Here is a 23,336-nt window from a genome sequence, read left to right as displayed (position 1 = left end):
CTAGTCCAGTCGGGCCAGCGTGCCCGCCTGGCAATTGAGAAAATCCGAGTTGGCCAGCCAGTCCGGATCCGGATACCAGGAGAACAGGAATTGTCCGTCTTTCAGGGTATCGACGACCGTGCTGGCCACTTCCGGGCGCACGGCCGGGCACCCCTGGCTGCGCCCGATGCGTCCCTGGCGATCTATCCACTGTGGATCAACATAATCGGCACCGTGGATCACGATGGCCCGCTCCCGGGCGAGATCGTTGATGCCGGCCTCCAGACCATCCATCCGCAGTGAGTAACCGTGGCGGCCACGGTAGCTCTCGCTGGTGCGAAACAGGCCGATACTCGACTGATGGCTGCCCGATACATTGGAGAACTGTGAGGCCAGGTTCTGGCCGGAACCCTGCCCGTGGGCGACCAGTTCATTGAGCAGCAATTCGCGTCGGGAAAGATCAAAAATCCACAACCGCTGTTCGCTGGACGGGAGAGAGAAATCGATAATGGCGAGCCGCTCGGCGCGCTCCAAACCCCGGTCCAGGGCGCAATTCATTGCCGACACCGCCCGTCGCAGTACCGTGCGGTCGAGGTTCGGTGCCGCCGCGGTCAATGCGCGAACCAGGTCTGTGCCACCGCCAGCCGCAGCCGGCAATGAGATACCCAGACACCAAGCCGCCAGAATAACGAAAAAAATGCTGGCACGACCGGACATGTTGTGATCTCAGGGAAACGAGATGCCAGCTTACCTCATTGCTTCACCACTGCCTAGCCTGCCAGTCAGGGCCGATGGGTCGCGACGCCGCGCTGCCTACCGCTATCTCGGGTGGTCAGGGCCGGATTTCGATAGGCGTCCCGACCGTCACCAGCTGCCAGATTTCATCCATGTGCTCATTACTGACCGCGATACAGCCGTCGGTCCAGTTAAACAGCTCCGCGCCCGGCTGCGGCGTTTCAGGTTGGCCATGAATCATGATATTGCCGCCGGGATCCACCCCCATGGCCTGGGCCCGCTGCCTGTCGCGCCGATTCGGATAAGACACCCGAATCGATTTGTAGAAGCGGCTCTCCGCATTTTTGTAATCGAGGATGTAGCGCCCTTCCGGGGTGCGCTCATCCCCTTCGCGCTCCTTGTGCCCCCAGGGCACCGGACCCAGCGCGACCGGGTAATGGCGCACCACCACCCCGCTCGACTTGAGATATAACGTACGCTCCGATTTGACCACAACCACCTCGTCGACCGGCGGATTGAAGGCCAAAACGGGTGAAGGCAACAAAAAATTCAGGAAAAATGCACAAAACGCCAATAACGCTCTTATGCTCACTGGTTTACCATGCTCCTAGAGTGATATTTTACGCGCGTTCGAACCAAGGGCCCCAGACGGGAGTTCGAAGTTTGCACGTTTCGCCACTTTGTGGCTTCCTAGATCTGACAGGCCAACCCTGCTCAAGGAGTTTTATCATGAAATCTACGCTTATCAAGGCTGTTTCAATCGCCGCCTTCGCGGCACTGGCCACTGGCTGCGCCAGCACTTCACAACTGGACGAAGTTCGCAGCATCGCGGAAGCCGCTCAGCGCTCAGCTGACGAAGCCAAGCAATCTGCTGCCGGTGCAGAGCGCACTGCCTCTGACGCCAAGCGCATCGCTGAAGAAGCCAAGCGCAGCGCCGACGAAGCCAACAGCAAAATCGACCGCGCGTTCAAAACCTCAATGCAGAAGTAAGCGGTTTTGTAAAACCCGGCGGGGCTTCGGCCCCGCCGTTTTATTCCAGCTACCGATCTATTCCCCGACAGCGCCGCTGTCATCCTGCCCCGGCCTGTGATGCTCCAGCCAGATTGGACCCACCGGCACCGGCAAACCCGTAGACGCTTCAGCAGCGCTGCGCACCTTGCTCCAGTCAACCGTAAAATCCCTGCGCTCACCCAGCGTCCGCGCGATTGCGGCCCGCAATTGCTGTACGCGCTCGTCCACCGTAATCTCCAGATCACCCAGCGGGTTGTGGGACTCTACATACAGTGTGTCGCCCATCCAGCCAGCCTTCACCGGCTGATAGACAATTTCCACCTGACTGCCCACAGGCACCTGCTCGTAAAGGTATTCGACATCCTCGGGGTACATGCGAACACAGCCCGCAGTAACCGGCATGCCGATGCCCAGTTCGCGGTTGGTACCGTGAATGAGATAGGCAGGCAGGTTCAGGTAGAGGGCCCGCGTACCCAGCGGATTATTCGGCCCCGGCGGCACCACGGCAGGCACCGGCGTGCCCCGCGCTGCTCGGTCCTTGCGAATCGATTCCGTGGGGTACCAGGTGGGATTCTCAGCCTTGCGCGTCACCCGGGCAGTCGCCAGCGGCGTTTCACGCCCGCTGCGGCCAATGCTGATCGCGTAGACGCCCACGCGCGCGGGACGATCCGCGCTGGCACCCTCGTAGTGATACAGGCGCATTTCCGCTGTGTTGATGACAATCCCTTTGCGCGGCGCTTCCGGCAGGATATGCCAGGTCGGCAGCAACACCTGCGTCCCTTCTCCGGGCAGCCAGGCATCAACGCCGGGATTGGCAGCGCGGATAGCGCCGTAACCGGTACGATGACGCCGACCGATCAGCACGAGGGTATCCTCTTCGCTCGCCGTCGTCGTCCCCAGGCCACCGACGAGATGATCGTCTGGCGCCGGGAGCGGATAAAAACCGCTCGCCGCACCCTCGGACACAGCGAGGCTGCCCTCGGCAAGCAGGGCGAGAACGCAGGCCGCGAACACGGCACGCGAAGAAACTGAAAACCACTTCATGGAGCATCCGACCATACAGCGAAACAGGGCAGCATCATACGCGCTGCCCTGCTCGCTGAAAATAGCCAGCGTACTGCGCAGACCTATTCGAACAGCTCACCCGCGCTGAGTTTCTGCTGCACGATCGCTGGCGCGGCAAAGCGCTCGCCATAGCGCTCTGCCAGCTCAGCACAGCGCGCGGCAAACCGTTCCAGACCGTAGGTGTTGACGAACTGGATAAGCCCCCCGGTCCACGGCGGCGCGCCAATACCCATAATCGAGCCGATATTGCCGTCGTCCACGGTGCGCAGCACGCCGGTCTCCAGGCAGCGCAGCGCTTCAATGACCTGGCGGAACAGCAGGCGATCGCGCATATCCGCCTCCGGCACTGCGACTCCCGACTGGTAATACAGTTCGTACAGACCTGGCCAGATGGTCTTGCTGCCGTCCTCGGCGTAGTTATAGAAACCACCGCCATGGTGACGACCACCGCGGCCGTGTTCACCGACCATGGTGTTGATCACGGCACGCGTCACGGTACCGTCGCTGAACTTGTCAAGAACCCCCATCTCCGCCCAGGTTTCCTGCGCCTTGCGGGTCAGTTCCAGGCTGACTTCATCATAGACGGCGAGCGGCCCGACCGGCATGCCTATGGCCTTGCCCATGTTCTCTATCTGTACGGGATGCAGGCCTTCGCTGACCATGCGCACCCCCTCATCGAGGTAGGTACCGAAGGTTCGCGAGGTGAAAAAGCCCAGTGAATCGTTGACGACAATCGGGGTTTTCCTGATCTGCTTGGCGAAGTCGTAGGCTTTGGCCAGCGTCTCATCGCTGGTTTCGGCACCGCAGATAATCTCCACCAAGGGCATTTTGTCGACAGGCGAGAAGAAGTGGATGCCGATAAAATTGGCGGGGTTGGCGCTCGCCTCGGCGAGCTGTGTGATGGGCAGGGTCGAGGTATTGGACCCCCAAACGCCCCCAGGCGCCAGCTGCCCTTCAAGTTCACGGGTCATCTGGTGCTTGAGACCCATATTCTCGAACACGGCTTCCACGATCAGGTCGCAGCCTGCCAGATCGTCATTCTTCGCAGTGGGCAAGATCAGGTCGAGGATGGCCTCTTTTTTGTCTTCGGTGAGCTTGCCGCGCTGCACACGCTTTTCCAACAGGCGCTCGCTGTAGGCTTTCCCGCGGTTGGCAGCGTCCTCGGAGATATCCTTCAGGACCACCTGCATGCCAGCCATGGCGGCAACATAGGAGATGCCCTGCCCCATCATTCCGGCACCCAGCACCCCGAGCTTCTTCACCTGCTGTGGCGGCACACCCTCCGGCCGGCTACCACCGCGGTTGACCCGGTTCATGGCAAAAAAGAAGGTGGAAATCATGTTCTTGGCAACAGGGGTCATGGCGAGATAGGTGAGGCCGCGGGATTCCACCCGCTGGGCAGTATCGAAGTCCAGCCGCAGCGCCTCTACGGCACAATCCAGGATGACTTCCGGCGCCGGGAGCAGACCACGAGTCTTCTTCCGCAGCATGGCGGGCGCCACGGTAATCAGCTGGGCCAGATGCGGGCTGGCGGCATTGCCCCCCGGTATACGGAACCCCTTGCGGTCCCAGGGTTGCAGGGCCGCATCCGGATTGCCCTGCTGGGCCCTGATCCACGCCTTTGCTGCGGGCTCGAGCGCATCACGGCTCTCCACCAGTTCCTGCACCAGGCCGGCCTCCAGCGCCGTAGCGGGGTCTATACGCGTACCCTCAAGCAGATAGGGCAAAGCCTTCTCCAGACCCAGGAGATTCACCATGCGCACCACGCCGCCGCCGCCGGGAAGCAGACCCAGACTGACCTCGGGCAAGCCCAGTTGCACGCTGCGATCGTTTAGCGCGATACGGTGATTGCAGGCCAGCGCCAGCTCAAAACCGCCACCCAGGGCTGCGCCGTTGATAGCCGCCACCACAGGCACCGGCAAATGTTCCAGCCGTCGCAGCCCCGATTTCACACGCTCGCCTTCGGCCATGAAGGCTGCCTCATCACCGGGCTTGGCCGCCAGGAGGTCGTTCAGGTCACCGCCGGCAAAAAACACCTTCTTCGCCGACGCAATGACCACGCCGGTGAGGTCACTCTCCGCTTCCAGCCTTTGCAGCGTTTCATCCATCGCCGTGCGGTATTCCTCGTTCATGGCATTGACCGGACCGGTCATGTCCATGGTGACTGTAACGATGCCGTCAGCGTCTTTCTCGTACTTGAATACACTCATTGTCTATCGATCCTTTTCCTGTTCGCAGCCGGCTTATACACGTTCAATGATAGTGGAGATGCCCATGCCACCGCCCACACAGAGCGATAGCATGCCGCGTTTCAGTCCGCGCCGTTCAAGTTCGTCGAGCACGATACTGACCAGCATGCCACCCGTCGCACCGAGCGGGTGCCCCATGGCGATCGCGCCTCCGTTGACGTTGGTCACACTGTGATCAATGCCAAGATCCTTCATATAACGCAGAGCCACAGATGCGAAGGCTTCGTTGATTTCCCAGAGATCGATATCGGACTTCTTCAGGCCCGCCTTGCGCAAACACTTCTCCGCTGCTGGCCCGGGCCCGGTGAGCATGATGATAGGGTCGGTGGACAGCACGGCTGTCGCCACGATCCGACCACGGGGCGTCAGCCCGAGATCCTTGCCCGCACGCTCACTGCCGATCAGTACGGCGCTGCTGCCATCGACGATGCCCGAGGAATTGCCTGGCGTGTGCACATGGTTAACCCGGTCCAGGGTGGTGTACTTGGCCAGAATCACATCGTCAAAGCCCATCTGTCCAGGCATCACAAAGGACGCCTTGAGCGCAGCAAGACCTTCCAGGGTCGTGTTGGGTTTGATGAAATCATCCCGCTCCAGAATCGTCAGGCCATTGCGGTCGCGCACCGGAACCACGGAACGATCAAAGTAGCCACTATCCCGCGCATGGGTGGCGCGACGCTGGGATTCCAGCGCGAAGGCGTCGACGTCCTCGCGACTCCAGCCCTCGAGGGTGGCAATGGTGTCCGCACCAATGCCCTGGGGCACGAATCCGGTCTTCAGGCTAAACGCCGGATCGCCGCCCATGGGGCCACCATTGCTGCCCATCGGCACGCGGGACATGCACTCGATGCCCCCCGCCACCACCAGGTCCTCCCAACCGGAAGCGACCTTCTGCGCCGCGATATTGACGGCCTCCAGACCGGATGCGCAGAATCGATCCAGCTGGACACCCGCCACCGACTCGTCCCAGTCGGCGTTCTGGACAATCATTTTGGCGATATCCGAACCTTGCTCGCCGACCGGGGTGACGCAGCCCATGACGACATCATCGACATACGCCGTATCCAGGTCGTGGCGCGACTGGAGCTCGCGGAGCAGGCCTGCACCCAGGTCTACGGGTTTGACTTCATTCAGGCTGCCGCCTGCTTTGCCCTTGCTGCGCGGGGTGCGCAACGCATCGTAAATATACGCCGTGTGTGTCATGAGACTCCTCATTACTGGGTTGTGCACGCGAATCACCGCACATAGTGAAAGTTGGCCCGGAGACTGGCAATGACGTCAGCTACTAAAAAAATTGACTTCAGGTGACACGCGCCGCCGGCCGCGGGATGTCCGCCGCTTACTCGCGGCTGCCGATAAACCCGAACATGTGGCCGGCAATCTTGCGCAGCTGGATCTCGTCAGAACCTTCCGTGATGCGATAGCGCCGGTGGTGCCGATAGTGATGTTCAAACTGCTTGTATCGCGAATAGCCCATGGCACCGTGCACCTGGATCGCGGCATCTGCCGCCTCGCATGCCAGACGGTTGGCCCGGTAATTACAGATAGCCACCTTGTCCGACAGGCGCTCCGCCACGTCGGGCTTACTCATCTGGTCCATTTCGGCTGCGACCTGGAAGGTCAGGGCCTTGACCAGTTCATAATCCGCATGCAGTTCCGCAAGACGGAACTGTATGCCCTGATTGCTGGCCAGAGGCCTGCCGAAGGTGTGACGCTCGCGGGCGTAGGCGACCGACTCCCGGATACAGTACCGCGCCGTGCCGAGGCTGGAAGCGGCCTGGCGAATCCGGTTTTCGTGTACAAAGTGCTGTGCCACCGCGAGCCCCAGCCCCAATTCACCCAGAACCGCAGACTCAGGGACCCATACGTTGTTAACTGACACGCGTGGGTGATCGGTGGGCATATTGAAGGTCCACAGCCATTCCTCTACGCGCAGCCCCGGACTGGGGTTGGGCACCACAAAACAGGTGATACCGCGGGCACTGCCCTGCTCTCCCGCGGTACGCGCAAACAACAGTACATGCGTGGCCACGTGCATACCCGTTGTCCACATCTTGCTGCCATTGAGACACCATCCCGCCACACCGTCACGTTGCTCTGCCACCGCGGTGGTTTCCAGCCAGGTGGCATCGGAACCATGCTCGGGTTCGGTCAGCCCGAAAGCCACCCCTACTGTGCCGGCGATACTACCGGGTATGAAAGCCGCCTTCTGGGCCTCGCTGCCAAAGTCACGAAACGCGAGGGTAGTAGGGAAATTGCCCACGATACTGTGCTCGTTCTGCAGATCGCAGTGCAAACCGATGCCTTTCGCCGCCAGGTGCTCGCGCACCACGGCCATGTCCAGGTTACTGGCATCCCCGCCGCCGTACTCGCCCGGCAGCGCGTAAGCGAGGAAGCCCGCATCGCGCGCCAGACGGCGCGCCTCGGCCAGCAGTGCCTCCCACTCGCGGCTGGGAAGCCCGTCTCTCTCCCAGTCGGTGCGGGCGAATTCCCGGCGATGGTCGAAGAAGCGCTTGTTGTCGCCCTGCGCTTCCAGCGGCTTCAGTTGCTCCTCAATGAAGGCATCCAGGCGCTGCAGGAGTTCACAGAGGGTATCGGAGATGAGGACATTCACCCGACCGCACCCGGTTCTGCCACACCGGCGGCAGCCGCGAGCTCAGGCCAGCGCTGTCGGGCCTGTTTGAATCCGGAGTAGCGTGGGTTGTCGATCGCCATCTGGCGCAGGGTGCGCTGACGCAGGTAGTCGATAAACTCGTCTCTCGCCTGCAGTCGGCCATCGCGCAACGCCAGGCTGAGCGCCCGGGCGGCTGAATGATCACCCCCGGCCTGCGATGACCCCGCCGCAGCGGGGGCCAGCCAGCGCGACTGCGCCTCGCGATCGAGCTCCAGGATTTCCCCCCGCGCTGTAATTTCGCGACTGACAATAGCCAGGCTATTGGCGGCGACGCGCGTTGTGTAGGCGTCGAACCCCTCCAGCTGGGGCAGTACGGACTGACGCAGAAAACCCTGCACTGCAGCCAGCAGCTCCGTGGCATCGGTATGGCTCATTTTCTCTCCTTTGGTCGTCTGGATGTCGATGCAGCCTTGCTACAGCCGATCTTCCAGCAACAGCAGCAAATCCATTTCGGACTCTGAAACCCGTCGGCCAACCGCGGCGCGCTCCAGCGTCGGGTCTGCTCCGCTGCGGTACAGGTCTACCATGGTCAGGCACACCAGACCCCAACCCAGTGCGCAGAACACCTCCCAGTAGTGGATGGTGTCCATGTCCGGGGCCCAGCCTGCCACCTCACGGTAACCCGCCAGCAATTCGTCATAATCGCCAAAGCCGCCTACCGGTTTGTCCGAATAGCCGAAGCGCCACACATTGCCGCACAGGTATCCCAGGTCCTCAGCCGGGTCACCGCAATGCGCCAGCTCCCAGTCAAGTACAGCCACCAGCCCCTGCTCGTCCACCAGCAGATTGCCGTTGCGAAAATCGCCGTGTAGCAGGCAGTGACGCCGCTGGGGCGGCGCATGTTGGCGCAGCCAGTTAAGCGCCAACTGGTGCACGGGCGACGCGTTACCGAAGCGATCCAGTAAACCCTGGTGACCATCGAGACGTTCAGACAGCGTCTGGTTTGGCACTTCCCGGGGGATTTGCTCCGGGTTCACGCGGTGCAAACGGGCCAGCGTCTCGCCGCACTGCCAGGCCAGATGACGGCGGGCAGCGGCGTAGCGGTCGTCTGCCAGAATACGCCCGGGAAGCGCCTCTCCCCGCTCGCGGCTCATGATGTAGCCGGGACCCAGGATGTCGCTCTCGGACAGCGCGCACAGTACCGTTGGCACCGGAACGCCCTGCTCTGCCACCAGTGGCAGCAGCGCCGCCTCCGCACTGAGCGGCAGCTCCGATACGGCAGCTGCGGATTCCCCCGGTCGCAGAGGCGAGCGACGCAGAATCAGCGGCCGTGCAACGCTTTCCTGAACCAGATCAAACGCCCAGGTTTCCATGTTGGCACCGCCGGAAAGCCGGCGCAGGCCCTGGATGCTATTCTCGCCGTCGGCACCATGAGATGCGAGTACGTCCGCCAGTGCAAGTGGGGTGACCACATCGCCACCTGATGCCTGCTCAGAACTCAAAGCGGTTCACCTTTTCACCGGGTGTCACCTGTCCCTGCATACCCACCGGGTCGCAGTCCATCAGCGTCTGCAGCGCGGCCATATCACCTCGCGGTGTATTGGCAAGGAAGCGCCGGCCATCCTCCATGCGGCCAATCAGCATGCCGCGACTGGGCCCCTCTTTGTCAAAACCCACCGCGCAGGCTTCGATGGTGCCCCGCCCGCTCGGTCGATCATTTACCTGCAACCGCGGAGACGCGTCTATTGCCGCTTGCAGATCTGGGCGTGCAAGCGCCCAGGGCTGAGTGCCCGCCTCGCGCGAATAGACCCCCACCGCGTGCTTGGTCAGGTAATTGCCGTTGGCCGTCACCACGGCGTGATCGCCCTGCCGCGCCTGCAGCCGCGACACGACTTCCGCAATGGCGTGCAGCGAATAGTTATTCCCGGGGCCGCCAAACAGGGTAAGCCCACCGGTTACCGTCACGCCGCGTGGGTCCTCCAAGTCGAGGCCGAGGGCATTGCATGCCACCTGCACGGCGGACGGGAAACAGCTGTAGAGATCGAACAGGTCAATCGCGGAAAGCGGCAATCCGGCCTGCTGCAGGGCACTTTGGGCACAGGCCGCAAGCGCAGGAGACTCATGCAGCACCGGACGCTCACTGACGTTCCAGATGTCGCAGGCTGCCGCACCACCGCGCAGAAAAATCCAGCGCGCCGGATCAAGCCCCAGGCGACGGGCCTCGCCAACCGTTGTCATGATGACCGAGGCCGCCATATCCACGGCCAATATGGCATTCATGCATTTGGTGTAGGGCCAGGTGATCATGCGGTTGCCGTTGCCTGTGTCTACCGCCTCTTCCGCCGTCAGTTCGGTGCGACGCCAGGCCAGTGGGTTCGCCGCAGCCACTTTGCTCATGCGACTCACCAGGCCACCGAGTCGCTGCATATGTGTCGCATGATCCCAGCCAGCTGCATGACGCAGCGCACTCTCGAACATCGGGTAGATGCGAATAGGCTCAACCAGTCCGTGGGCCCATTCACTGTCCGTGCAGGCGATCCGGTTGTCGCCCAGCTGCACCGCCGTATGGCGACCACCCTGCTGCCAGTGGCTGATGTCAGCCCCGGATGACAGCGCACCAAACAGTGTGTACATCAACTCTGCACCGCTGATCAGGACTGCTTTTGATTCACCGGCTGCCAGACGGTCAGCGAAGTAATTCACCAGCAATTGCGGCGTATTGCCGCCCACATCCGCCTCAAAGGTCTTCGCCTTGATGCCCAGGCGCTGACAGAGGGCATCACTGGCGTGCGGGGGCAGAATTTTCGCCAGATCCGGCACCTGTGCCGCCAGGAACGGCACCGTGGCCACCGTATCGATGGCGTCGCGCAATGCCGGACAGTGCGCATCGTCGAGCGCCGCACGGGATATGCTTTCAAGGGCATCAATCAGGCTGCGTGCAGGGTCCCGGTCCCGCCAGGTGTGCTGCGCCTGGGCAACAAATATGGGTTGGTCGTCAGTCATGGGCTCTCATCATCGTTTATTCTCGTGAAAGGTGCTCAGGCCGCCACCACAGCCTCGGGCGCAGCCGCGGCAAAAGCCGGTAACTGCGCCAGATGTTCAGTGATGGCGACCAGCCGTGGATACGGCGCCAGATCCTGCTGGAAACGCCGCGCATTGTACATCTGGGGCACCAGGCAGATATCCGCCAGTGTAGGCCGGCTACCGAAACAGTAGTGCTCCCCCGTGACCTGTTGCTCCAGGGCTGTGAAACCGAGCGCGATCCAATGCTGATACCAGGCGAGCTTGGCCTCCTCGTTGAGGCCCACTGAATCGACCAGGTAGCGCTGCACACGCAGGTTATTCAGCGGGTGAATGTCGCAGGCAATGGCCTGCACCATGGACCTCACACGAGCACGCTCAAGCGCCCCTGCTGGCAGCAGGGGCGGCTCCGGAACCGTCTCTTCCAGCCACTCCAGTATCGCAATGGACTGGGTTAGCAGCTGTCCCTCGCCTGTGATCAGCGCGGGCACGAGACCCTGGGGATTACGCTGCAGGTAATCGGCCGCGGACTGCACGTCGCGCATGAGGTCGATGGGCAGTGAGGTGTACTCAAGGCCTTTCAGATTCAGGCCAATGCGGATGCGAAACGCGGCCGAGGAGCGCCAGTAGTCATAGAGCTGCAGGTCTGTCACGCGTGATCTGGCCCGGTCAGGCCAGAACCTCGGCAAGGAAGTCCCGCAATGCCTGCGCGGAGCGACGATCTGCATCTGGACTGTAGACCGCCCCGAAACCCGGGTCATTAGCCGCCGGATTGGTAAAGGCATGCAGGGTGTTGCCGTAGGCATGAATCTGCCAGTCGGCACCGCCCGCAGTCAGCTCCGCCGCGAGCGCCAGCACACTCTCCGGCGGCACCATGGGGTCATCATAGCCATGCAGGCAGAGTACCTTGGCACGGATTGCAGGCGCCGACCCTGTCTCCGGTGCATTGAACAGGCCGTGGAAACTGACCACGCCCCGGACATCAGCACCGCTGCGGGCGAGGTCCAGCACGGTGAGCCCACCGAAGCAGTAGCCCATCGCTGCGAGTCGGCTGGAATCCACTTCGGCCTGCTCACTCATCACGGAGACTGCTTTGTTCACCAGAGCCTGCAACAGGGCCCGATCGCCCAACAGCGGCGCGATGAGCGCCTGACATTGCTCTGCACCCTCCCCGCGCACCCCCTTGCCGAACATATCCAGGGCGAAGCCGACATAACCGGCTTCTGCCAGCGCCACGGCCTTACCCTGCTCAAACTCACTGCGTCCGGCCCAGGTATGCGCCACTGCCACACCTGGTCGCGGCTGGGTGGCGGCGTCATCCCAGGCAAAAAAGCCTTCATAGGTCACCCCTGCGTGGGCGTACTCAATCAAACGCGTTTGTATGGACATGCTTGCTCCTTCACAGAAAAGTCCTAGCCTAGACGATGCCGCCGACTCAGGCCAGTCCCTGCACAACCCGCAGGCAGGGCTGACCGTCGTGTTCCACCAGGCCATGGATCTCGATACCCGACTGGGCGTTATACAGATCGCAGAGGAAAACGGCGATGCCCCGGGAAATACGCTGGCCCGGTACCAGGACGGGGATGCCCGGAGGATAGGGCACCACCTGGTCGGCGCTGACGGCCCCCACCAGCGCCGCATTAGGGCCCTGCCCAGCGCCCTGCAGCGGGAGCCTGTCCGCAGGCGCGAAGTAGGCTTCGCGGGGCAGACAGGCGAAGTCAGTCAGCGACGGCAACCCGGCGGCCCCCCGACGCGTCACGCCGTCAGCGCGCGCACCGGGCGCTTTGCGCGCCAGCGCCTGCAGGGCGTTCAGCAACCGCAACACCTTGCTCTCTGTAGAGCCGAGGGTAACCAGGATACTCAGGGTGTTGTGGGTCACTTTCTCGACCTGGATGCCGTAATCCTCAAACAGGGCCAGCTGTAACTGGCGCGCCGAATATCCGGAGGCCGACACATCCACGCTGAGTTTCAGGGGGTCCAGACGGATGCCATCGTCCCGCAGGCTCTGCGGCAACATGTCTTCAAGCGTCAGGACCCTGAATACGCCCGTGCGGTCAATACCCTCACGCAGTTGACCGGCAATCCGCAAGCAGCCCTGCAAACGGGCGAAGCCCTCAAGGCTCATCTGTTTACGGGCTACGTCAAGGCTGGCGATCATGGCGTATTGCGGACTGGTGGATGTGTGCATATTGAGATTTTCACGGAAGCGATACAGGTCGAAGTCCGGATCTGCGACATGAATCATGCTCGCCTGGGAGAACGCAGAGAGCATCTTGTGCGTGCTTTGCGTGACGTAGTCAGCTGCACAGTCGAGTGCACAGGGATGCAGTTCAGGGTGAAAGCGACCGTGCGCGTACCAGGCTTCATCGACCAACACCCTCATTCCCGCTGCGTGCGCATGTCGAATCAGCGGCGCAAGATTGTAGCGAAACCCGTCATAGGTACAGCTGGTCAGCACTAGAAGGCGCGCATCCGGGTGCGCGTCAATCGCCCCTAACACCACCTCCTGTGGTACCGGCCCGTAGAATCCGAAGCGGGTATTCATGGAGGCTGCGAGATACACCGGTTCAACACCGAACAGCACCACGGCGTGGTGCACCGATTTATGACAGGCCTGATCCAGAATGACCTTCCCGCCGGCGCCGACAAGCTGCTGCAAAATCACCTTGTTCGCCGTGGAGGTGCCGTTGGTCACGAAAAAGGTGTGCCGGGCGCCGAAGGCCTCGGCCGCCAGCGCCTGTGCTTCCTGTATTACGCTGTGCGGCTCCAGCAGGGAGTCCAGCGTCTGCACCGATACCGACAGGTCGGTGTTGAAGATGTGCTCACCCATCAGTTCATAAAAATCAGCCACCCAGGGGCTGTCTCGCAGGCTGTCACCCCCGGAATGACCAGGCGTATGCCAGGCATCCTTGGCGCTGTACACGTAGTCACGCAGGGTGTCGGCGAAGGGCGTACGTGCACGGCGCTGCAGCGCAGACACGACCTGCCGAAACAGATGCGCCGGTTTGGTGTCCTCACGGTGCAGCAGTTCCACAGCAAGCGTTTCAGGGTGTGCGTCGCCCGCGGGCATCAGGAAAATATCCACTTCGGGACGCCGCGCGGCAAGTGCCGGCAAGACAGTCGCGCTATCGGGCAGCGTCGTCGCATCCACCACCAGGGTCTGCAGCAGCCCGTCGTCCTGCGCAAGTCGCAGGGCATCCGCGCCGGACGCCACGGCAAGAAACTGGAAATCACAGCGCGGGGGACGCCGCTCGAGGGCAGCGCATGCGGTCAATTGGGCTACCCAGCGGGCCGCAAACGCGTCATCACCGCTGACAATGGCAACGTGAACCTGGGGTTCTCGCATGACGCCCTACCTGTAGTGAGTGTTCAGCCCGGAGCCTTCTGGTAGGCCGCGGGATCGAGCCTGCGCATCTCAGCTTCAATCCAGCGCTCTACCTCATCCATCAGCTCGCCTGGGTCACGGTCCAACGCTGAGACGGGAGTGCCAATCGACACGTCAATCACACCCGGTATAAACGAAAAAGTGCGCCGCGGCCAGCAGCGCCCGGAGGTCACCGCAATGGGGATGACGCTCGCACCGGTGGCCACCGCAAGGCGCGTAGCGCCACTCTTGTATTGCCCCTTGCTGCCACGGGCCGTGCGGGTGCCTTCCGGAAACATGATGACCCACTTGCCCCGGTCCATCAGCTCCCTGCCCTGCGCTGCCACCTTACCCCAGGCTTCGGACCGCTTGCTGCGATCAATATGCACCATCTTCAAACGGGCGAGGCACCAGCCAAAAACGGGGATGTAAAGCAGCTCCTTTTTGAACACGTAAGCCAGCGGGTGCGGCGTCATGCTGGGAAAAAAGAAGGTTTCCCAGGTCGACTGGTGCTTGGGGCAGAGCACGATCCGACGCATGTCATCTGCTGCAGGCAGGTTTTCGATGCCATGGATGCGGTACTGCACACCGGCAACAATTCGTGCCACCTCGATCACGCCGCGCAGCCAGGGCACGGCGAACCACCACCAGAGCCGGGTGTCATTCACAAACACTGACATGACCACCAGCGCCAATCCGCAGGGGATCACCGTGACCACCATCCACAGGAATACCAGCAGGGAGCGCAGTGCGTTCACAGCTCGCCGCCCTCCGCAACAGGTACGCCCGCGCTGGCCAGAAATTCCGCAACATTGGCGAAGGCCTCCTCGGCCTCTTCCAGTTCGGGGGTAAACATCTGCCACACGTGGACCATATGCGGCCAGGTTTGCAGCACGACCAGCGAACCGGCTTCTTCGGCGCGCGCCGCATAGCGACGGGAGTCATCCAGCAGCATTTCCTGTTCGCTGACCTGTAGCAGGGTCGGCGGCAGTCCGGCCAGATTTCCGCGCAGCGGAGACACGTCCGGGTGTGAGGGCGGCAGGCGATTGGTAAACCAGGTGCCCCATAGCAACAGCAGAGCCGGGACTTTCGCCATCCAACTGAACATGGGGCCGAGCATGGGATCGGTGGCGAGATTGCTGCGTAAACTGCCGCTGCTCATCGTCACGTCCGTGGAGGGCGAGAAGCCAATCGCGGCATCAGCCTGACGCAGGCCCTCGTCGCGAATCCACGCAATCAGACCCAGGGTGAGGCTGCCACCGGCGGAATCACCACCCACCATCGCGTAATCCAGCGGCGCGGGACCGTCGGGGCCATTGTCCACCAGCCAGCGCCAGGCATTGCGGCAATCGTTGATACCGTCGATGCGCCTGTGCTCAGGGAGCAATCGATAGTCCAGGGAGAACACCGCTGCCCCGGTCAGCCGCGCCAGCCGATCGGTGATTGCGCGGTGACTCAGGGGACTGCCAGCAATCCAGGCACCGCCATGAATGTACAAAAAGCGACGCCTGGCATCGAAACCCGGCGCCAGGACCCACTCGCCTTTAACACCCGGCTCGTCAACGGGCACAAAACGGGACGCAAACTGCCTGCCCTCGCTGAGCCCATCCATAATGCGACGCATGTGCAACAGACGATCGCGCCCACGCATCGACTGCCCTGTCGGCAACATCTCGCGCAACCGCTGCAATACCTCCGCGTGCCCCGCGCTGGGTGGTATCGTCGGTGGCGGCAGCTGCGTACCGTCAAAGCGGGAGAGGTCCGCTCCGCGCAGGTAAAGCAGGCTGAATATAACGAGTGCCAGAACGACAACAACAAACCAGACCATGCGAGTTCCCCGGGGCTGTGAGGGCTGCATTAAACCAGAAGGCCGGTAGGCTGCACAACGCGAGGCGGCAGCGGAATTGGCGTGGCAAACAGTCCGGGCGAGAATTTGCCTCAGTGTCCCCGACCAGTATACTGGCGAAGCCAGCCATCGCAGCAGGAGCGCAATGAGCAGACAGCAGCCCGCCCAGTCAGGCATCGCGGAGAATACAGGTTCGTCGGGAACAGCCCATGGCGCGCCCACTGACCAGGCTGTGGGCGCCGGGCTTCTCATTGGTCTCGGTGCACTGACACTGGCCGCGGTACTGATAGGGCTACTCCTGCCGTACTGGGGATCCCCGCCAGCACCGCGGGCCAACGACACACCACCGGTCGAGGCCTTCAATGGGCGCGCGTTCAGCCCCACACGCGCCGAGTCCTCACAGATTGAGGGCACTGCGCAGGTCATTCGCACCATGCTGGGCAATGAAGCCGTCTTCAGCATCACAACGCGCGTGCCACTGCAACAATACCCGTTCATCCGTTTGGACCTGACCGGCGGTGCCTCCCTGCGGTACTTCCTGTTCTGGCGAACTGCGGAACAACCAGAGCAACAGTTTTTTGCACCGCTGGCGGGTGCCGGGCGTGGCGTATCCTGGCACGCCTTCCCCGACCCCGCACTCTGGAATGGCACGGCAACCACGGTGGCGATTGGTGCGTTTGGCAATCCTGCAGGTGCACCCATCACATTGCGCAGCCTCGGTTTCCATGGCGATTCCCGACGGGCCCGGTTCGCCTCCGCGTGGACGCTCTGGCATGCGGGCGGTAGCTGGCCGGCATCCGGCATCAATCGCTACATGGGGACACCCCTGCAGGCCGGAGCTGTTTTCCCCGTCGCGTGGATTGGGCTGTGGGCTTTCCTTGGGACAAGCATGGCTGTGCTCTGGGTATTGTGGCGCCGCGTCGGCAGACGCACCGCAATCACCGCGGCGCTGCTGACGATATTCCTGCCGTGGCTGCTTCTCGACCGGCTGTGGCAGGCACAGCTGCAGCGTCAGGTGACGTTGACGGACGCCGCGTTCGGCGACAGAACGCAGGCCGAAAAACACGCCGCAGAAGCGGACGCTGACCTGCAGGACTATGCGACGCGCATCCGCGGGATGCTGGCGACCCCGGATGCCCGCGTGGTCCTGCTGCATGCCTCGGAGGGACACAATCACGATCGCCTGCGCCTGCAGTTCCACCTGCTCCCCGCCAACGTGTACAACTACGGATCCAGGCTGCTCGCGCCGGGAGAGATGCGCAGAGGTGACTACGTACTGACGCTGGGTGCCCTGCCGGGCTTCCAGTACTCACCGCGCGAGCAGCTGCTGAGCGACGGTCGTCATGTCTACCGGGCAAGACGCATCGATGCACATCCACTGGGCAACCTCTATCTCATCTCCGGGTATGCGGGGACCGCCTCAACACCATGACTGCTGAAGTCCATCTACCATCGCTGGCCATTGCCCTGCTGCTTCCCTGGCTCGCCGGCGCTGTTACCGTCCGCAGGATTGTCGGGCCTGCCCCGGCCACGCTGCTTCTGGGGCACGGCTTCATGCTCGGGCAACTGCTGGTTATCCTGCTCGCACTGGCGTGGAACCGTGCCGGATTGACATTTGCGTTCACGCCGATGGCGCTCACACTGGCAGGCTTCAGCGCGTTACTTGCGCTGAACCAGGGCTGGAAAAGCGTTTCTCGCAGGCGTGGTCTCGCCCTCGGCTGGCGAGACGCTCTATGGCTGGTCCCGCTCGCTCTGTTCCTTGCGGAGCGTGGCGTCACGCTGACACAGGAAGTCCTGCTGCGGCCCCTCTTCGCCTGGGATGCCTGGATGAACTGGGTGCCGCGGGCCGTAGTCTGGTTTCATCACGGCGCAATGACACCCTTTGTATTGCCCGAGGCCTGGCTCGCCGCGAGCTCGGATACGACGCCCTACACCCTCGGCAACCCGCGGGCGAACCTGTATCCGCCAGGCATTCCACTCCTGGTTCTCTGGCAGATGCTTGCGGCGGGCACGCACGACAGCACCCTGCTCTACCTGCCCTGGCTGCTACTGCCTGCCGCGCTGGCCCTTGCGCTGTGGGGGCATTTGCGCCAGCACCGTGTACCGAGGCCACTCTGCGCCCTGGCCGTGTTTGCGTTGCTGAGCCAGCCCCTCGCCAATACACACGTCGCCCTCCCCGGCTATGCCGATCTCTGGCTCGGTGTGGCGTTTGCGCTCGGTGCGATGGCGTTGGCGGAATGGCACAGGAGCAACCATTGGTGCTGGGGGCTCCTCGCCGCGGCACTGGCCCTCTGCTGTGCAGTGTTCAAGGTGCCTGGCCTGGGCTTCGCTGGACTGATTATGGTCGGAGTGGGTGTTCTGGCCTGGCGGCCGCCCGTGCGCTGGATTGCCCGCGCGGTCCTCGCTGCGCTGGCGCTACTGATGATCGGTCTTCTTATGGGCCTACACCCCGTTTCGGCGCAGTTCCTCGCGGAAAACCTGGCAATACCCCTCCCTGAGCCACTGCCGACGCTGCGCATCGCGCCGGCTCCTCTACTGCCTTTGCTCTGGGACAATATGTTCCTGTACGGCAACTGGCACCTTTTCTGGCTGCTGTTGGCCGGGAGTTTTGCCGCGACTATTTTCACCCGCCATGCCGACGCACTGCGCAACATTGCCTGTCTGATGTTTGTGGGTGGCCTGGGGCTCTTGCTGGCCGTTTTCGGTCTGACCCACTACTTCAACCAGGTCGCGAATGGTGTGACGTTTGATCGCTCAATGCTCTATGTGGTGCCACTCGGCACCTACGTGGCGTTTGCCCTGTTGGCGGACCTGTGGGGTGTTCAGCAACACGCCGGGCACCGGGAATGACCCCAACGAACGACATACGCCTTGCGCGTTTTGCCCCACTGCTGGATGCCATTGCCCTGACCTCTGCGGGCGCTCTCAGCTGGTATTTACGCTTCGGGTCCGCGCCGGTGGAGGACCACTACCCGGTTGCCCTGCTTCTCGGCTTTCTCATGGCCCTGGTTTTGCTGCCTTTGGCGGGCGCCTACCGGAGACCGCGCTGGTCGCACCCGGTCTCCGGACTGCTTGCCGCCGCGCCAGGCATCCTGCTGTTGTACAGCGGATTACTCCTCGTTGCCTCACTGACCAAAACGACCGCCGACTTCTCCCGCATCTGGATGGTCGGGTGGGGCCTGTTAAGCATTGTGGCCATGGCCTGCTGGCGCCTGCTCCTGGATCCCGTCCTCCGGCAGGGTGCACGAAAGATAGCCATGCTGGGCACAGGTCACCTGGCCTGCTCCACAGTTCGCCACCTGCAGGCGAACAGTAAACACAATTGCGTGACGGGCATGTTCAGGCTTCCCGGAGAAAACCCCGCGCCCGCAGACAGCCTGCCAGCAGCGCTGCTTGGTGAACTGGATGATCTGGATCCGATGCTGATAAGTGGCAACCATGGCATTGATGAAATATGGCTGGCCCCGGATGCGACGCATGCCATCGACGATGCCGCGTTGCTCACGCGAATTCAGCAAATTAGCCTGCCGGTGCATTACGTGCCGGATCTGACCTTACTGCGGATCTTGCGACATCGGGTCAACGACATCGACGGTGTGACACTCATTGAACTCAACGCAACGGCACTGGACGGTCCCGAGGCCATACTGAAGCGCATAATGGACTACACCCTGGCGGCAATGGCCCTGCTCATTCTGTCTCCGCTGCTAGTGTTGCTCGCGATCCTCATCCGGCTTGAATCTCCCGGCCCCGCCCTCTTTGTTCAGGCCCGCCATGGGGGTGGTGGGCGCATTATTCAGGTATTCAAGTTCCGCACAATGCGTGAGGGGGCGTGCCCTGAACGGCAGGCGAGGCGAGATGATCCCCGCATTACACGTCTCGGTGCTTTTCTTCGACGCAGCAGCCTGGATGAGTTGCCGCAGCTCTTCAATGTGCTGCGAGGCGACATGTCCCTGGTCGGTCCGAGGCCACATCCCCTGGCGCTGAACGAACAGTTTGGGCAACAGCTCGACACCTACATGCAGCGCCACCGGGTTAAACCCGGCATCACCGGCTGGGCGCAGATCAACGGATTTCGTGGAGAAACAGACACGCTGGAGAAAATGCAAAGCAGGCTGGAATACGACATCTACTACATCGAGAACTGGTCGCTTTGGCTGGACATAAAAATCCTGGCCAAAACCGCTCTCATGGGCTGGACCGGGCATAATGCCTACTGAAGCTAGACGTATCGCGCGTCACCACTGCCTTACGATTGCCCGCCTCTGTAGCCACCTGTTGCGAACCCGTCATGACGCACAACACTAAGACCGAAACCGGTGAACTGGCAGGCAGGGAGATGCAGGCCTTCGCAGGTTGCGCAGTACGGCCCTGCAGCCTTCCAAAGCTGTTTGAGCACATGCAAGCCATGTTGGGGAGTGGTACCACCGGGGAAATCATCGGGCACCACAATCTGCACAGTCTGTATCTGGCGAACACTGACCCCGTTGTGCGTACGTTCTACGAGCAATGCCGCGACTGCTACATTGACGGCGTGGGCGTGTTGTGGCTTTTTCATCTGGCGGGAGTCCGGGAGCGCAAGGCTCAGCGCTTCTCCCTGATGGATTGCCTACCCGAGCTATTGACGCTGGCCGAACGCGCGTCACTGCGACTGTTCTATTTCGGCGGGTCCGCAACCAGTGTCGAGCGCGCGCGCAAGTGGATTAAGGGCCAGTGGCCAGAGCTTCACATCCAATTGCTCAATGGCTACATTGCCGACAGCGCTGAGGTCTTGGCAGAGATCAATGCCTTCGCACCCGACCTGTTGTTCGTTGGCCTGGGAATGCCCAAACAGGAATCCTGGATACTGCAACACCGCACACAGCTTAAAGCCGGGATCATTCTGCAGGCGGGTGGCACGCTGGATTACTACAGCGGTGAACAGGCGCAACCGCCCGCTTCCTGGTCACAGCGAGGTTTCGGCTGGCTTTATCGCCTGTTGCACGATCCACGGCGACTCTGGAAGCGCTACCTGCTCACTCCCTGGAGGTTGCTACCCGCGGTTTGGAGGCTTCGCCGAGGCTTGTCTGAAGAGCGCAGACGACAAACCCGAGAGACCACGAAACCGGGTTAGGAGGACGTCATCACAACGCAGCAAAGCCAGGGCGTAATTCACTGCCAGGCGACGTCTACGCCTGCCGCACAGCGGCCTGCTTCGCCCGGCCGCTTCTCTGAGCACGTCCTCGACCCGCGGGCGCAACTCTACGCGCATCGCAGCCTGGGACATTCTCAGGAACTGGCGTATGCGGGCAACCTGAAGATACCTGCGAGCACCTGCGCTCAGGCAGGCATAGGCATTGGCACCGTGAATCCGATAATAGAAGCCCGGCGTGGCGCAATAGTGCTTTTGCGCACCGAGCAATGAGCACAGACGCACGATAATACCATCTGCGGAGTTACGGGTAGCCGCATGGCTGGTTGTGCTGATCGCAAAAAAGCGGACAGCCCATCGCGGAATAACCACCCGGTCCGAGAGGCGCTCCCGGTGCTCCAGCAAGGTATCCCGCAGCGCACGACGCAAGGCGAGGCCAGAGGTCGGTGAACCCAGGAACTCACCACCCGCCCAGGTACTCCAGCGACTTGACCCGGTCAACCCCGGGGGAACTTCGATACGTGCAAGCATCGCTTTCGTTGCCCGCACGGCCTCCTCCGCTTCACCGCCGGGGGATGCTGCACAAAAGAAAAAGTCGGCGTCGGGATTCTGCTCGGCATGTCGCCGAAGTCTCGCCAGATAGCCGGGAAGGAAATAGTCATCGCTGTCCAGCAAGGCGCACAGGTCGCCGTGCGCCATGGAGAGCCCTTCCAGCACGGCGCTCAACTGCCCCCGGTTGGCCTGCCGGAGAACACGTACGTGCTGTTGCGCCGCATAGCTGGCGAGTATCTCCGCCGACCCATCCCCGGAGCCATCATCGACGACTATCAGTTCGTCCTGCGGAGCGAGTTGGGCAAGTACCGAGTCGAGTGCCTGTGGCAAGTACTGCGCGTAATTATAGTTGTTTACGACGACAGAAACGCTCAAACCCGAAGACGCCTCAGCGTGCGCGCGTTCCTGAGCTGGATTCATGCGAGATCGCCATGATGCCTGAAGTAGTCGATCGTGCGCTCGAGCCCATCAGCAAGGGGTACTGCAGGCTCCCAGCCAAGCAATTGTCTCGCCAGATCAATGTCAGGCTGGCGCTGGCGAGGGTCGTCCTGGGGCAGCGGTTCCTGCAACAAGGGCGACTGCGAGCGCGTCTGCGCGAGCACCTGTTCCGCCAGCTCCCGAATCGTAAACTCCACAGGGTTACCGAGGTTTACCGGTCCGGTGACCTCATCAGGTGTATTCATGAGCCTGATCAGTCCCTCTATGAGGTCGTCCACGTAGCAGAAAGATCGCGTCTGCTGGCCATCCCCATACAACGTGATCGGCGCTCCGCGCAAAGCCTGCACAATAAAATTGGAAACCACACGGCCATCATTGGGGTGCATTCGCGGTCCGTAGGTATTGAAAATGCGCGCCACCTTGATACGCAGCCCGTGCTGACGGAAATAATCGAAGAACAGTGTCTCCGCACAACGCTTGCCTTCGTCATAGCAGGCGCGTGGTCCCACGGGGTTTACCCTGCCCCAGTAATCCTCCTGCTGCGGATGCACCTCCGGATCTCCATACACTTCACTGGTCGATGCCTGCAGGATACTTGCGTTCACTCGCTTCGCCAGTCCCAGCATGTTGATCGCGCCATGCACACTGGTTTTGGTGGTCTGTACAGGATCCAGTTGATAGTGAATGGGAGACGCCGGACAGGCCAGATTGTAGATCTGGTCTACTTCGACGTAGAGTGGAAATGTCACGTCGTGACGCAGCAATTCAAAACGGGGATTTCCCAGCAGGTGCAGGACGTTGTCGCGGCTGCCGGTGAAGAAATTATCTACACAAAGAACATCGTGACCATCCGCGAGAAGTCGCTCACACAGATGACTGCCCAGAAAACCTGCTCCACCGGTAACCAGAACACGGGGGCGTGATGAAGAACGCATGATGGAGGCTCCGTTGCACAATAGGTGTCGGAAGGACAGCGCGGGGACACCAATCGCCGAACAAAACCACAGGGTACACAATCGAGGTTTTAGTGGCCAGTTTGTTCAGGGGAATCGGGAGAAGGCTGTCTTCCGGGGCCGTTGGAAACCTGCCGGTTCCCGGAATAAACTGTTACCTATGTGACCGGAATGCACCCGGGGTTGGTGGCAGGGGCAGAAGGACTCGAACCCTCGACCTACGGCTTAGAAGGCCGTTGCTCTATCCAGCTGAGCTATACCCCCACAAATGGCTGATGGTGTAGTGCATCGGCGTTTGGTCTGCGCGCGGATCCCGACAATCGGAGACCTACCGGATGACAACGCCCCGCATTTCACGGGCGCGAGTATAGCACCCAG

General features: G+C 61.8%; 21 protein-coding genes and 1 tRNA gene. 5 read left to right on the top strand and 17 right to left on the bottom strand.

Annotation, left to right across the window (positions count from 1 at the left end; genetic code table 11):
- Both R3E49_RS09975 and R3E49_RS09970 read right to left on the bottom strand, forming a co-directional pair.
- A complete protein-coding gene (locus R3E49_RS09975; RefSeq protein WP_371294904.1) occupies nt 1–696 on the bottom strand; it encodes a murein L,D-transpeptidase catalytic domain family protein in 696 nt (231 codons plus the stop codon).
- A gap of 115 nt (nt 697–811) precedes the next feature.
- Nucleotides 812–1,306, bottom strand: a complete 495-nt coding sequence (locus tag R3E49_RS09970) for a murein L,D-transpeptidase family protein (RefSeq protein ID WP_371294903.1) — start codon at nt 1,304–1,306, stop codon at nt 812–814.
- Between the two features lie 137 nt (nt 1,307–1,443).
- Between R3E49_RS09970 and R3E49_RS09965 the strand changes: the two genes are divergently transcribed.
- A complete protein-coding gene (locus tag R3E49_RS09965) occupies nt 1,444–1,704 on the top strand; it encodes an Lpp/OprI family alanine-zipper lipoprotein (protein WP_371294902.1) in 261 nt (86 codons plus the stop codon).
- A 57-nt stretch (nt 1,705–1,761) separates the two neighbouring features.
- Here R3E49_RS09965 and R3E49_RS09960 read toward each other — a convergent pair whose 3' ends face one another.
- From R3E49_RS09960 to R3E49_RS09905, 12 genes are all read right to left on the bottom strand, one after another.
- Nucleotides 1,762–2,769 carry a L,D-transpeptidase family protein gene (locus R3E49_RS09960; protein ID WP_371294901.1) on the bottom strand — a complete coding sequence of 336 codons (1,008 nt, stop codon included), beginning with the start codon at nt 2,767–2,769 and terminating at the stop codon, nt 1,762–1,764.
- An 83-nt stretch (nt 2,770–2,852) separates the two neighbouring features.
- The gene (locus tag R3E49_RS09955; RefSeq protein WP_371294900.1) at nt 2,853–5,000 is read right to left on the bottom strand and encodes a 3-hydroxyacyl-CoA dehydrogenase NAD-binding domain-containing protein; all 2,148 of its coding nucleotides are present in this window, start codon (nt 4,998–5,000) and stop codon (nt 2,853–2,855) included.
- A 33-nt stretch (nt 5,001–5,033) separates the two neighbouring features.
- The gene (locus R3E49_RS09950; protein ID WP_371294899.1) at nt 5,034–6,242 is read right to left on the bottom strand and encodes an acetyl-CoA C-acetyltransferase; all 1,209 of its coding nucleotides are present in this window, start codon (nt 6,240–6,242) and stop codon (nt 5,034–5,036) included.
- Nucleotides 6,243–6,378: 136 nt separating this feature from the next.
- Entirely contained in the window at nt 6,379–7,653 is a 1,275-nt protein-coding gene (locus R3E49_RS09945; protein ID WP_371294898.1) for an acyl-CoA dehydrogenase family protein, read from the bottom strand.
- Nucleotides 7,650–8,087, bottom strand: coding sequence for a DUF6285 domain-containing protein (locus R3E49_RS09940; protein WP_371294897.1), 438 nt, complete (start codon nt 8,085–8,087; stop codon nt 7,650–7,652). The genes R3E49_RS09945 and R3E49_RS09940 overlap by 4 nt, the downstream gene beginning before the upstream one ends.
- A gap of 39 nt (nt 8,088–8,126) precedes the next feature.
- Nucleotides 8,127–9,155, bottom strand: a complete 1,029-nt coding sequence (locus tag R3E49_RS09935; RefSeq protein WP_371294896.1) for a phosphotransferase family protein — start codon at nt 9,153–9,155, stop codon at nt 8,127–8,129.
- Nucleotides 9,145–10,656 carry an acetyl-CoA acetyltransferase gene (locus R3E49_RS09930; protein ID WP_371294895.1) on the bottom strand — a complete coding sequence of 504 codons (1,512 nt, stop codon included), beginning with the start codon at nt 10,654–10,656 and terminating at the stop codon, nt 9,145–9,147. The genes R3E49_RS09935 and R3E49_RS09930 overlap by 11 nt, the downstream gene beginning before the upstream one ends.
- Nucleotides 10,657–10,691: 35 nt before the next feature.
- Entirely contained in the window at nt 10,692–11,327 is a 636-nt protein-coding gene (gene maiA, locus R3E49_RS09925) for a maleylacetoacetate isomerase (protein WP_371294894.1), read from the bottom strand.
- Nucleotides 11,328–11,343: 16 nt separating this feature from the next.
- A complete protein-coding gene (locus tag R3E49_RS09920) occupies nt 11,344–12,063 on the bottom strand; it encodes a dienelactone hydrolase family protein (protein WP_371294893.1) in 720 nt (239 codons plus the stop codon).
- Between the two features lie 46 nt (nt 12,064–12,109).
- Nucleotides 12,110–14,020 carry an aminotransferase class I/II-fold pyridoxal phosphate-dependent enzyme gene (locus R3E49_RS09915; protein WP_371294892.1) on the bottom strand — a complete coding sequence of 637 codons (1,911 nt, stop codon included), beginning with the start codon at nt 14,018–14,020 and terminating at the stop codon, nt 12,110–12,112.
- Between the two features lie 23 nt (nt 14,021–14,043).
- Nucleotides 14,044–14,796, bottom strand: coding sequence for a lysophospholipid acyltransferase family protein (locus tag R3E49_RS09910; protein ID WP_371294891.1), 753 nt, complete (start codon nt 14,794–14,796; stop codon nt 14,044–14,046).
- On the bottom strand, nt 14,793–15,866 hold the full coding sequence (locus R3E49_RS09905) for an alpha/beta hydrolase (protein ID WP_371294890.1): 1,074 nt from the start codon (nt 15,864–15,866) through the stop codon (nt 14,793–14,795). Before R3E49_RS09905 ends, R3E49_RS09910 begins: the two co-directional genes overlap by 4 nt.
- 163 nt (nt 15,867–16,029) lie before the next feature.
- On the opposite strand from R3E49_RS09905, the gene R3E49_RS09900 reads away from it, so the two are divergent.
- From R3E49_RS09900 to R3E49_RS09885, 4 genes are all read left to right on the top strand, one after another.
- Nucleotides 16,030–17,316 carry a hypothetical protein gene (locus R3E49_RS09900; protein ID WP_371294889.1) on the top strand — a complete coding sequence of 429 codons (1,287 nt, stop codon included), beginning with the start codon at nt 16,030–16,032 and terminating at the stop codon, nt 17,314–17,316.
- On the top strand, nt 17,313–18,734 hold the full coding sequence (locus R3E49_RS09895) for a hypothetical protein (RefSeq protein ID WP_371294888.1): 1,422 nt from the start codon (nt 17,313–17,315) through the stop codon (nt 18,732–18,734). The genes R3E49_RS09900 and R3E49_RS09895 overlap by 4 nt, the downstream gene beginning before the upstream one ends.
- Nucleotides 18,731–20,104, top strand: a complete 1,374-nt coding sequence (locus R3E49_RS09890; protein WP_371294887.1) for an undecaprenyl-phosphate glucose phosphotransferase — start codon at nt 18,731–18,733, stop codon at nt 20,102–20,104. The genes R3E49_RS09895 and R3E49_RS09890 overlap by 4 nt, the downstream gene beginning before the upstream one ends.
- Nucleotides 20,105–20,175: 71 nt before the next feature.
- Nucleotides 20,176–20,997, top strand: coding sequence for a WecB/TagA/CpsF family glycosyltransferase (locus R3E49_RS09885; RefSeq protein ID WP_371294886.1), 822 nt, complete (start codon nt 20,176–20,178; stop codon nt 20,995–20,997).
- On the opposite strand, the gene R3E49_RS09880 is transcribed toward R3E49_RS09885, so the two are convergent.
- The 3 genes from R3E49_RS09880 to R3E49_RS09870 form a co-directional block, all read right to left on the bottom strand.
- On the bottom strand, nt 20,917–21,987 hold the full coding sequence (locus R3E49_RS09880) for a glycosyltransferase family 2 protein (RefSeq protein WP_371294885.1): 1,071 nt from the start codon (nt 21,985–21,987) through the stop codon (nt 20,917–20,919). The two genes, R3E49_RS09885 and R3E49_RS09880, sit on opposite strands and share 81 nt — an antisense overlap.
- Entirely contained in the window at nt 21,984–22,940 is a 957-nt protein-coding gene (locus R3E49_RS09875) for a UDP-glucuronic acid decarboxylase family protein (protein WP_371294884.1), read from the bottom strand. The genes R3E49_RS09880 and R3E49_RS09875 overlap by 4 nt, the downstream gene beginning before the upstream one ends.
- Before the next feature lie 205 nt (nt 22,941–23,145).
- A tRNA-Arg gene (locus R3E49_RS09870) sits at nt 23,146–23,222 on the bottom strand.
- Nucleotides 23,223–23,336: the final 114 nt, after the last annotated feature.

Source organism: Haliea sp., assembly GCF_041395985.1.
Lineage (GTDB): Bacteria > Pseudomonadota > Gammaproteobacteria > Pseudomonadales > Halieaceae > Haliea.
The sequence above is the reverse complement of the archived record's forward strand: the minus strand, read 5'-3'. Positions and strand labels throughout refer to the sequence as shown.

Bases quoted from the DNA above. Each gene is read 5' to 3' on its own strand.
- R3E49_RS09975 (WP_371294904.1), bottom strand. From the start codon at position 696: ATGTCCGGTCGTGCCAGCATTTTTTTCGTTATTCTGGCGGCTTGGTGT.
- R3E49_RS09895 (WP_371294888.1), top strand. From the start codon at position 17,313: ATGACTGCTGAAGTCCATCTACCATCGCTGGCCATTGCCCTGCTGCTT.
- R3E49_RS09930 (WP_371294895.1), bottom strand. From the start codon at position 10,656: ATGACTGACGACCAACCCATATTTGTTGCCCAGGCGCAGCACACCTGG.
- R3E49_RS09960 (WP_371294901.1), bottom strand. From the start codon at position 2,769: ATGAAGTGGTTTTCAGTTTCTTCGCGTGCCGTGTTCGCGGCCTGCGTT.
- R3E49_RS09885 (WP_371294886.1), top strand. From the start codon at position 20,176: ATGACGCACAACACTAAGACCGAAACCGGTGAACTGGCAGGCAGGGAG.
- R3E49_RS09905 (WP_371294890.1), bottom strand. From the start codon at position 15,866: ATGGTCTGGTTTGTTGTTGTCGTTCTGGCACTCGTTATATTCAGCCTG.
- R3E49_RS09875 (WP_371294884.1), bottom strand. From the start codon at position 22,940: ATGCGTTCTTCATCACGCCCCCGTGTTCTGGTTACCGGTGGAGCAGGT.
- R3E49_RS09920 (WP_371294893.1), bottom strand. From the start codon at position 12,063: ATGTCCATACAAACGCGTTTGATTGAGTACGCCCACGCAGGGGTGACC.
- R3E49_RS09900 (WP_371294889.1), top strand. From the start codon at position 16,030: ATGAGCAGACAGCAGCCCGCCCAGTCAGGCATCGCGGAGAATACAGGT.
- R3E49_RS09965 (WP_371294902.1), top strand. From the start codon at position 1,444: ATGAAATCTACGCTTATCAAGGCTGTTTCAATCGCCGCCTTCGCGGCA.
- R3E49_RS09915 (WP_371294892.1), bottom strand. From the start codon at position 14,020: ATGCGAGAACCCCAGGTTCACGTTGCCATTGTCAGCGGTGATGACGCG.
- R3E49_RS09940 (WP_371294897.1), bottom strand. From the start codon at position 8,087: ATGAGCCATACCGATGCCACGGAGCTGCTGGCTGCAGTGCAGGGTTTT.
- R3E49_RS09955 (WP_371294900.1), bottom strand. From the start codon at position 5,000: ATGAGTGTATTCAAGTACGAGAAAGACGCTGACGGCATCGTTACAGTC.
- R3E49_RS09880 (WP_371294885.1), bottom strand. From the start codon at position 21,987: ATGAATCCAGCTCAGGAACGCGCGCACGCTGAGGCGTCTTCGGGTTTG.
- R3E49_RS09890 (WP_371294887.1), top strand. From the start codon at position 18,731: ATGACCCCAACGAACGACATACGCCTTGCGCGTTTTGCCCCACTGCTG.
- R3E49_RS09950 (WP_371294899.1), bottom strand. From the start codon at position 6,242: ATGACACACACGGCGTATATTTACGATGCGTTGCGCACCCCGCGCAGC.